This window comes from Limnobacter sp. UBA3528 (genome assembly GCF_002377005.1).
Lineage (GTDB): Bacteria > Pseudomonadota > Gammaproteobacteria > Burkholderiales > Burkholderiaceae_B > Limnobacter.
This window is the reverse complement of the sequence record NZ_DFOZ01000052.1, coordinates 67,585-77,511: the sequence shown is the minus strand read 5'-3', so window position 1 is coordinate 77,511 and position 9,927 is coordinate 67,585. Positions and strand designations below refer to the sequence as shown.

Here is a 9,927-nt window from a genome sequence, read left to right as displayed (position 1 = left end):
GGAGGCGTCCATATACGGCAAAAGACATGGCCGAGTCTCGGTGTCGGCTTAAAGCCGAACGCTGCGACTAAACTCAAACGGGGCGGTTTTCTTGAAGTGCGTCCCAAGCAATCCTACTGCCGAGTGGGCTATGAATAAGCGCTCTGAGTGGGCGTAACCGTGCCGAGTGGGCTATGGATAACCGCGCCAAGTGAGCAGTCAGCTTGCTCAGCTTTCCATGCTTGCCCAAAGGCTGCTCCAAATTCGCATACCCGCCTGGTCCACCTCATCCACTGCACCCAAGAACCGCTCTCGGGCCTGAACATTGACCCATTCTGCGGGCAAAAACGGGTCGTACACCACATGCTTGATTGCGGTGCCGCCCAACAAAAATGATTCACGGGCGGCGACTTCCGGCTCCAGTGTGCCCGAGCGGTTCAGCCAGGTGCGCATTTTCTTTTCCAGTTGTGCGTAGTTGGTCTCTAGTTCGCGTGGGTTCCACAGGGTGGCAATTCGGCGTTGAAGGTCGAGGTCGAAATCACGGGCTTCAAACACTGGGGCGTCTTTTTCCAGGCCCAGTTTGTACAGGCGATCGCGCACGCTTTGCAGTGTGTCTTCAATGTTGTTGGGGCGAATAAACAGGTGTTCATTCAGTGGCTGAAAGCCCAGCATCAGCAAGGCGCGTGCACGGGCGCGTTGTTGTTTGGCTTCGCTGCGTGAAAGTTTCTCAGCCTGCACCACAATGTAGCTGCCATCCCAGGGGCGAACACGGGTGCTGCGGGTGCGCCAAGCGGCAACATCGTCGGCCAGGGTGTGGGCGTCGTCGGTGAGTTGGTACAAGGCTCGGCCTGCTGATTCGATCAGGCCTTCGGCCGAAAGCCGCACCAAGGCTACACGCGTGTTGTTCACACTGATGTCGAAAATGCCGCAGGCGGCAATGGCCTGTTTGGCTGAAAGGGGGCGACCTTTGGATGCAAGCAACAGGTCGAGAATAAGACTTTTGGCGGTGGGTTTGCGCACGGCGTAGTTGTTCTTCTAAGGCAAACCTGAAGTGTATGCAAGGCAGGCCCGGCACGCAAATTTGGTGGCTGGTTTGTGCGATCATTGCCTCACCCAGAATAAGGAGACTAAATGATCAGGGCTTGGATTTCCCGGACGGCTGAGCAAGCGCAGGCCGAGCTGGAAACTCTCGATGAGTCTGAGTTTGACGGGCAGGATGTGGTGCTGAAGCTGCACTACAGTTGCCTGAATTACAAGGACGCATTGGCGCTTACCCATACTGCGCCAATTGCGCGCAAGTACCCCATGGTGCATGGCATTGATGCGGTGGGCGAGGTGATTGAATCAAACTCAGACCAATGGCCAGTGGGTACAGTGTGCCAGGTGAACGATTGGGGTTTGGGTGAAACACATTGGGGTGGTTTGGCAGAACGTGCCAGTGTGCCTGCACAATGGATCTCCCCGATTCCCGCCGGCCGAAGTGCCAGGTGGGCGGCGGCATTGGGCACTGCGGGATATACCGCTGCTTTGTGTGTGATGGCGTTGCAGGATCACCCCGTGAAACCCGAAGACGGCCCAGTGCTGGTGACTGGTGTCAGCGGTGGTGTGGGCACAGTGGCCTGTTTGCTGTTGCAGCATTTGGGCTATGAAGTGGTGGGTTTGACAGGTTCAATCGATGCAATGGGTGAGCCTGTTTCGGAATCTGCTGCCAAGCATTTTGAGCGTTTGCAGTTGGGTTCAACCCACCTGATTCACCGTGAATCCATGTCGCGCCAGGGCAAACCTTTGCAAAAAGAACAGTTTGCGGCGGTTGTGGACAGCGTCGGCAGCCACACCTTGGTGAATGCATGTGCCCAAACAAAATACGGTGGTGTGGTGGCTGCGTGTGGCTTGGCGCAGGGCATGGATTTTCAAGGCAGTGTGGCACCCTTTATCTTGCGCGGCATCACTTTGCGCGGCATTAATTGTGTGTACCGTACGCATGCCGAGCGTGACCGCGCCTGGGGTATGTTGGCGCAAGCCTTGAATGAATACGATCTGGATTTCATGATCAAGGAAGTGCGCTTGGCGCAGGCTTTGGACAGCGCACGCCTTGTGTTGGCCAATCAATTGCAGGGGCGTGTGGTGGTGAACTGTGCCTGACAACCGGGCTTGGGCTTTGCCGTACCTGGCCCTTGTATTGAATGCTTTGGTGTGGGGGGTTTCCTGGTGGCCGCTGCGTGAATTGCAGGGTGAAGGTTTGCACCCGCTGTGGTCTTCTGCGGTTACCTACCTGCTGGGTGCGGTGGCCATGCTGTGCTTTATGCCCAAGGTGTGGGGCGAGTTTGTTCGTCACAAAGCATTGTGGTTGCTGGCCCTGGCGGCTGGCACCACCATGGTGGGTTTTAATTGGGGTGTATCCATTGGCGAAGTGATTCGGGTGGTGCTGTTGTTCTACCTGATGCCAATTTGGACGGTGCTGATTGCGCGTGTTGCGCTGAATGAACGTATTACCCTGAAGGCTTTGTTGCGTGTGGGTTTGGCGTTTGCTGGCGCGGTGCTGGTGCTTAGCCCGAATGGAAGCCTTGGATTCCCCTTGCCTTCGAACCTTGCAGAATGGTTGGGTTTGATGGGGGGTGCGGCGTTTGCGCTGAACAACATCATGTTGCGGCATCAGGCAGCTAGAACTGCACAAGCACGGTTATTTGCCATGTTTGTTGGCGGTATTGTTGCGCCAACCGCGGTGGCTGCTTTTTTGGTGGTGGCTTTGGGTGAAGGCAATGCGTTTGTGCAATGGCCGGTGTTGCCAGGGCTTTACGGTGGCTTGGTGTTGTTGGCTTTTGCGGTCACTTTGTTGGTGGCCAATTATGGTTTGCAGTATGGCGCATCACGTTTGCCGGCCAATGTCACTTCGGTGGTGATGTTGTCGGAAGTGGTGTTTGCAACTTTGTCGGCCATTGTGTTGACCAATGAAGTATTGACACTGCAGGTGGGAATTGGCGGTGCCATGATTTTGCTGGCAGCTGCTTTAAGCGCACTTGAAAACAAGGATGCGCATTGATGGGGGGAAAAACATGAATCATTTGTTGAAGGTGGCCATGGCCACAGCGGCGTCTACACTGCGCGGCTGGCAGGGCATGGTGGTGACTGAGCCTGCTGTGGTTCAACCTGAGAAACCGCTGAAACTGTTCGAGTTCGAAAGTTGCCCCTATTGCCGCTTGGTGCGCGAAACCTTGACAGAGTTGGCTTTGGATGCAGACATCTACCCTTGTCCAAAAGGTGGGGAGCGTTTTCGGCCCGAGGTGCTTGAATTGGGTGGCAAAGCCCAGTTTCCCTTTTTGGTGGACGATAACACTGGCATGAAGTTGTACGAGTCCGCCGACATTATCGAGTACCTGTACACCACCTACGCCAAGCGAGCTGTGCCCTTGCGCGTTAAGGCTGCCTTGCCGCAGGCCGTGTCTAGCCTTGCCAATTCAGCTTTGGGTTTGGGGGCGGGTACCAAGGTTCGTGCATCGACAAAGCCTGAGCAAATGTTGACGTTGTACAGTTTTGAAGCATCGCCGTTTTGCAGGCCAGTGCGTGAAACGTTGTGTGAGCTTGAAATTCCCTACCACTTGGTGAATTTGGGCAAAGAGCAATTTGCAGACATGGGTGTGAATGGTGTGCACGCCGCAGTGGGTGAATACAACCCGCTAAAGGGCGGCAAACGTGAGCAGTTCATGGCCAAGACCAACAAAATGATGGTGCCATATCTGGAAGACCCGAACACGGGCAAAGCCATGTTCGAATCCAAGGCGATTGTGCAGTACCTGCTTGAAACCTATGGTGGTTGAGGTTTATTTCGGGATGAAGAACATCACTGTTTCTGTCCAGCCTTCGGTGTAATGGCGTAAATACACTTTGTAGTCGTTGCGTACACCGAGAATGATTTCAGGCACCTGCCAAAAATGCGCGGGGTCGTGGTACACCGCCACGGCCAACTTGGGGTGGTCTTCCTGAATGTGCCACTTCATGCCTTCAAGTGCTTTGGGTTCTGCACCTTCCAAGTCAAGTTTGATGAAGCTCACGGATTCTGTAACCCGATTGTCGAGTGCGTCCACATTAATTTTTACGCTGCCGGTTTCCGAAATCTTGCAGGCGGAGCCAGCATCAGCGTCGAATGATAAAGTTTGCTCGGTATCCAACAAACCCACCGGGTGGAAGTGAATATCTCTGTGTTTGGATAGCTGCGCTTTGGCCTTGGTCAATGTGGTTTCGGTGGGCTCAAAAAAGTGCACTGAGCCATAGTGTGGGCAGCGTTTGATGAATTCTTCCGTGGTGTAACCATCGAATCCGCCACCATCTACGAACACCTCGCCTGGTGCAAAATTTACAAAGGGCTCAAAATATTGCTGGTCGGCTGTGTAATCGAAAAACCGCATGGCGCGCAGGTTGGCATTCAGTCTAAATTCCATGACGCGGTTAAACACTTCTCGTGATTCCTGGTCGGCGAACAGGTCACGCACCCACTCGAATTTTTCCGGGTGGCTCGCATATTCTTTTTGCGTATCCGCCAAGGCCTGAACTTGCGGCAGCTGAAAATGACTGGCATCGGCCACCGCAAAGTAATCCATCGACACCACGCCATTAAGGCGCAGCAATTTATTCATGGCTGTTTTGGGACGCGCCTGTGTCACTGTTGAAATCACCATGCTGCCCGCTGGTACCTGAGCCAATTTCAAAACTGGTTTGCCGCGATACTCCGTGGCGGTGGTGTACTCGTCAATAAAACCGTCCAGGTTTGTGCGGTTGGCCACTGCGTCTGCAAACTCGTTAATGCCCAGCACAAAGCGTTTCTGGGTAGTGTTGCCAAAAAATTCCGCATGAAAGGCGGCGGCGTGGGCTTTTTGACTGAGTTGTTTCATGGCGATGCGCGTAAAAGGTGGCGATGAAACCAGTCTAAAGACATCGTCAGCGGTTGAAGCTTTGGAAAAGCGAGGGAAAACAGGTGCTTATGGACTATTTTAAAACAATGCCCCGTTCGCTCCTGATGATACGAACGGGTCAACAAACCTCACCCGATCAGGTTTGGGTAGGCTTTTCGATACTGATGTAGGGGGGAGCCGGGCAAGGGTTGATCATGTGCGCAGTTTCGCGCCAGCGTATGCGCGTAGATACGTTGCCAGTCGTAGGCTTTGGCCAGTTCCTGCTCGGTGCGGGGAGGTTTCACGAACGACTTTGCGATTCGAAGCGGACGAGGACGGACTTCGAATTCATCCACCAATTCAAAGTCTGCTTCTACACTTTCATGTTGAACACGCGAGCGATTGTCACTGGCCGAAGGCGGCGTGCCGAAATACTGGCTGACTATTTTTCCTGGGCTGATGGTGTATTTACTAAAACCCAACCCCACGAAATGTTTTTCTGACCAAGCAGATATCTCGGGTTCAAATTCGCGAATGGATTGGCCGCCAGTTCCGGTCATCACCTGCACATAGCCCAACGGGTTTGGTAACCCGAGCACCATAGGCTTGGATCGCTGGTACACATGGTCATGACCACACAACACCAGGTCTACCCCGTAGCGCAGCAGAATTTGATCCTCTACTGCAATCAGCGTGGGGTTACCCGGTGCACGGCCTTCTTGATCAGTCCAAATGGTGTAATGCTGGAAGATAACGATGAAATCAATTTGGCCTAGCGCTCGTCGTAGCGCTGCCATGGCCAAGTCCGCCTCGAGAGTGGCCATTTCCTTTAGAATTTTTCCATCTTCCAGAAAAGCACCTGCTGTGAATCCGAAAAAATGAACGCGGTTGTAGTCAAACGAGAAAAATGACACATCACCCGGTTGATTGAAGCGATTGTTGAATGCGTAATCCTTGAAAGGAAGCAGGGGAACGTTGGCCGCCACGCTGTCTTTGTTCTCATGGTTTCCGGGTACGGCCATGGTGGTGGTTGTGGCAAGCAGGGCTTGGTTTTGATCAAACCACACATCCCAAATTGCTTGTTCGCCATTGGCATAACTTAAATCACCTGCCAACAGCAACAGATCGTGTTTGTGCTGTGGCTTCATTAATTCGGCGGTGAGGCGTTGGGGCAGTTCACCAATGCCATGGTCACCGAAATGAACCATGGTCCAGGTGTCGTTGGCTTTCGGGGTTGGCTCAATTATGAATACATCAGACCAGCCGCCGTTTTCAGATCCGACCCGATATCGAAATGGCCTCTCAGGATCGATACCGGCCACCACCACTTTGTGGGTTTGATTGTCCAGCCCCGTGGTTTGACTTGTGGATGCCATGGCCACATTTGGGAGCGGATTTTGTACCGCATTCTTGGCAGCATCGATGGACATGCCTTCCGGTATTGGCCCCCATTGAATTTCCGAGGCTGGGCTGTCAAGGCCATCGGTGAACCAGCACAAGCCGCGTGAGGTCGCAGCGTCGTTGAACAAAGAGGCATGAACACCACGCGGTGGGTGACTGGCAGGAATCACAACCGGTGGCTCAACCGGATTTGGGGCGACAGGCTTATCTGGCGATTCTGTCGGATTCGTGGAGTTTGGTATCGCCGTATTCGCCAGTGGTGTCGTATCGTCGGAACCACACGCATTCATCAGGCCCAGCATGGGAACGCTGGCACCCAGCTTGAGAAAGTGTCGTCGTTTTGCTGATGTGTTTGAATCCATGTGTGCCCCCCTGTTGTCTCTGATACTCGATAACAAGGGGTGTGGCTTCGAGAATACTCTCAGCAAGACAAGTCAGAAAAACGTCATGCTTTTCTCGTTTAGTTGGGCATCGGGATCGGGAGATTGATGGGCAGTACCCCATCAAATCGGTTGCTGCCACGCTGCACGGTGAACGATTTGCGCATGCCCTCGTTTTCAACGCCAATCAGCGACTCGTCCGTGATGCTTTGCGCATATTTCCAGGTCACGTCCATTTGTTCGCGTTGCATATTGATCAACGCAAAACCCTTGGTTTTCAGTTCGCTGTATTTGATGTGCGGGTTGAGCACGGGCAATAGCGTGGACACTAAATCAGCCACTTCATCTGGAAAGCCTGAAGAGGTCACCGAGGGGGTCACAATTTCCACGCCCAAGCTGCGTTGAAGCTGGTTACCACCAATCAGGGCGATCGGGTTTTCATACAGTTCAATGGCCCAGCTGGTGTGAATGTCGCCGGTCAACACCACCAGGTTTTCAATGCCGATGTCTTTGATCAGGTTGAACACGCGGTTGCGCTCGGCCACATAACCATCCCACTGGTCCATATTGATACTGACCAAATTGCCCAGTAGCTTTTGATCCAGCAACTCGACTTGAGGTGCTTCCAGAATATTCAGTTGACCAAACATCACTTGCTGTCCTAAAACAGTCCAAATGCTATTCCTTTGTTTGGCTTCAAACATGCGGTCACTCAGCCAGCGGCGTTGCTCAAACCCCAGCAATTGTCGATCCGGATTGAAGCGATCCGGGTCTACAGCCATGATTTCAGCCTGTTTGTCGCGACCTACAATGCGGGTGTCCAGCATGATGAGGCTGCACAAATCGCCCACTTGAAAATCGCGGTAAATCACTTCACGCGGGTCGGGTGCCAATGTGTTTTCATCGCGAGGGAACCGTTCGCGCAATGGCATCCAGTTGTAGTAGGTGCGAATGGCCGTGGCTTTGCGCTCTTGATAATCGCCTTCCTCGGCTTGGTGGTTCTCGGCCCCGTCCTTGTAAGCATCGTTGGTGATTTCATGGTCGTCCCACACGGCGATCATGGGGTGCGTGGCATGCAAGGCTTGCAGCTCGGGGTCGGCTTTGTATTGTTGGTGACGCAGCACATAGTCTTCGCGGCTCACCATTTCTTTTTGCGGGTTTGGTGTGCGGGCAATGCCGTTTCGTGTCAAGCCTGCGCCACCACCACCGCCTTCGTACAGGTAGTCGCCCAGGTGAACGACAAAATCAAGTGGTTCGCGGCGCACCATCTCGTACACCGAGAACAAACCTGCCGGGTAATTGGAGCAACTCAGCGTGGCAAACTGCACCGATTCCACTTCCCCGCTGGGCAGCGTTTTGGCATGGCCGATGCGGGATTTTTGACTGCCAGCCACAAACCGGTACAGAAAGGCCTGGTCGCCTTGAAGTTCAGGCATTTGACCTTGCATGAAGCGTGAGTCGCTGTACAGGGCTTGGTTGCCCAAGTCCACTTTCACCGTGTAGTCGCGGTCGCGAAATGCGGTGAATTCGCCCAGGCGGTTGACGGGACCTTCCTGAAATGTTGAATTCCATTGAGTCATGTCAGCCAGGGGTTCTTCCAGCAGCACGTATTCCAGCATCACCGGGATTTGATCGATGTTGGCATTGCGCGGTGACAGGGCAGTCCACAAAATAACTGCTTCGGCCGTGGGGTCGCCGCTGCTGATACCCCAGGGAAAGGCGCCTGCCGGGTTCAGCATTTGATCGACTGTTTCGCTGGGTGTTACCGGATTGCCTGGGTTGCCAGGATTCGCCGTGTTGCCAGTGTTCGATCCGTCAGAACCGCAGGCAACCAAAGCAGGCAGGGACAAGCCGGCAAGGCCGGTGCGAAGAAAGTGACGACGATCCATGGTGTATCCAGAAAAAACGATGGGTTTGTCTTGATACTGCTTGCGTAGCCGCTTTGGTTTTGGAAGAACATGTCAGCGTGACTGGTCACGCCAGCGTCATAAATTACCGTCTGTCCCATGTCCCCATCAACCAATCCATGATGGGGTAGGTAATGTTGAAATTCTTGTGCGCCATAATCCGTTGGTCGTGGTGCGTGGTGTGCAGCCGGGCAAACCGCGTAAAGCCGGGTATGCGATGCACCCAGTGGTCTTCTTTCAGGTGGTAGGAAAGGTGTAGTAACTCATAGTTCAGGTAATACGCCATGCCTGTGGCCACCAGCAACAGGGCCACGTTGGGACTGAACAGCCAGGCCAGTAAAAAGCCCATGGGTACAAAAAATGCCGCCACAAAAAAGCCAACTATCGCGATTGGAAACAACACGGCTTTGAAGTCCTGATTGCTGTCGATTTCCATGTGGGTATCGGTGAAAAATTTGTGGTGTTGTAGCGAGTGCCGTTTGTACACAAAGCCCAAACCTTTCACGGGGCGATGCATGGCGTACTTGTGGCCTGCCCATTCGGCAAAATTGGCATACAAAAAGGTGGCGGGAATGGTCAACCATTCAAGCATGCTGGGGGAATCAAGCCAGTAGATACACAGTGCAATCACGCCAAGTCCCAAAGTCATGGTCATGGCCAAGTGCAAATAGCCTTGATAGCCTGCCGAAATGAATTCGGCCCGGTAGTTGGCCCGCACCGATTGAACGACTGAGTTTTGAGATTCTTTGGGCACCAGATTTTTAACTTTGGCGTGCATGGTATTACTGTCTCCCACATTATGAATTTTATTTTGTAATGTTAGATTGCCCCTGATTGCCTTGAATTTCAAGTGCTTTTGCAAGCACATGGTTGTGCGCTGGTACACTTTGAAAAAAGACAATTCCAAAAGCAGCAAAGGAGACTCACCATGAACGCACCGCTTTCAAGTACCCCACCCGCCCATATTGGCCAACAGGAATGGCAGGCCCGCGTCGATTTGGCCGCAGCCTACCGTTTGGTGGCCATGCACAAATGGGACGATTTGGTGTTCACGCACATTTCTGCCCGGGTGCCTGGCGAAGATGGGCACTTCTTGATCAATCCCTATGGCTTCATGTTTGAAGAAATCACCGCCAGCAGTTTGGTGAAGGTGAACATGAATTGCGAGAAAGTGGACAATAGCCCTTACGATGTAAACCCGGCCGGTTTCACGATTCACAGCGCTGTGCATGCCATTCGACACGATGCGCACTGTGTGATGCACACCCACACTGTGGCGGGCGTTGCGGTGTCTATTCAGGAACAGGGCTTGTTGCCAATTTCACAGCAGTCCCTGTTTCCCTTGGCTGGGCTGGCGTATCACGACTATGAAGG

9 protein-coding genes are annotated in these 9,927 nt (G+C 53.3%); 4 read left to right on the top strand and 5 right to left on the bottom strand.

Features of this window, described 5'->3' with window-relative positions; genetic code table 11:
• Positions 1-207: 207 nt before the first annotated feature.
• Positions 208-999, bottom strand: a complete 792-nt coding sequence (locus tag B4N58_RS14190; protein WP_291750461.1) for a PaaX family transcriptional regulator C-terminal domain-containing protein — start codon at positions 997-999, stop codon at positions 208-210.
• Positions 1,000-1,110: 111 nt separating this feature from the next.
• Here B4N58_RS14190 and B4N58_RS14185 point away from each other — a divergent pair, with 111 nt between their 5' ends.
• The 3 genes from B4N58_RS14185 to B4N58_RS14175 are packed head-to-tail and all read left to right on the top strand — an operon-like array spanning position 1,111 to position 3,794.
• On the top strand, positions 1,111-2,121 hold the full coding sequence (locus B4N58_RS14185) for an MDR family oxidoreductase (protein ID WP_291750460.1): 1,011 nt from the start codon (positions 1,111-1,113) through the stop codon (positions 2,119-2,121).
• Positions 2,114-3,019: a DMT family transporter gene (locus B4N58_RS14180; protein WP_291750459.1), complete on the top strand. Its 906-nt coding sequence runs from the start codon at positions 2,114-2,116 to the stop codon at positions 3,017-3,019. Before B4N58_RS14185 ends, B4N58_RS14180 begins: the two co-directional genes overlap by 8 nt.
• Before the next feature lie 13 nt (positions 3,020-3,032).
• Complete coding sequence (locus B4N58_RS14175) at positions 3,033-3,794, top strand: glutathione S-transferase N-terminal domain-containing protein (RefSeq protein WP_291750458.1); 762 nt, start codon at positions 3,033-3,035, stop codon at positions 3,792-3,794.
• Positions 3,795-3,797: 3 nt separating this feature from the next.
• Here the strand turns inward: B4N58_RS14175 and B4N58_RS14170 are convergent, their stop codons facing one another.
• The 4 genes from B4N58_RS14170 to B4N58_RS14155 form a co-directional block, all read right to left on the bottom strand.
• Complete coding sequence (locus B4N58_RS14170) at positions 3,798-4,865, bottom strand: FkbM family methyltransferase (RefSeq protein ID WP_291750457.1); 1,068 nt, start codon at positions 4,863-4,865, stop codon at positions 3,798-3,800.
• 149 nt (positions 4,866-5,014) lie between these two features.
• On the bottom strand, positions 5,015-6,628 hold the full coding sequence (locus B4N58_RS14165) for a purple acid phosphatase family protein (protein ID WP_291750456.1): 1,614 nt from the start codon (positions 6,626-6,628) through the stop codon (positions 5,015-5,017).
• Positions 6,629-6,726: 98 nt separating this feature from the next.
• Complete coding sequence (locus B4N58_RS14160) at positions 6,727-8,535, bottom strand: alkaline phosphatase D family protein (protein WP_291750455.1); 1,809 nt, start codon at positions 8,533-8,535, stop codon at positions 6,727-6,729.
• Positions 8,536-8,638: 103 nt separating this feature from the next.
• Positions 8,639-9,331 (bottom strand): sterol desaturase family protein, encoded by a 693-nt coding sequence (locus tag B4N58_RS14155; RefSeq protein ID WP_050771133.1) that lies wholly within the window; start codon positions 9,329-9,331, stop codon positions 8,639-8,641.
• Positions 9,332-9,481: 150 nt separating this feature from the next.
• Here B4N58_RS14155 and B4N58_RS14150 point away from each other — a divergent pair.
• Positions 9,482-9,927 (top strand): class II aldolase/adducin family protein (locus tag B4N58_RS14150; protein ID WP_291750454.1); only part of this gene is annotated, 446 nt, incomplete at its 3' end.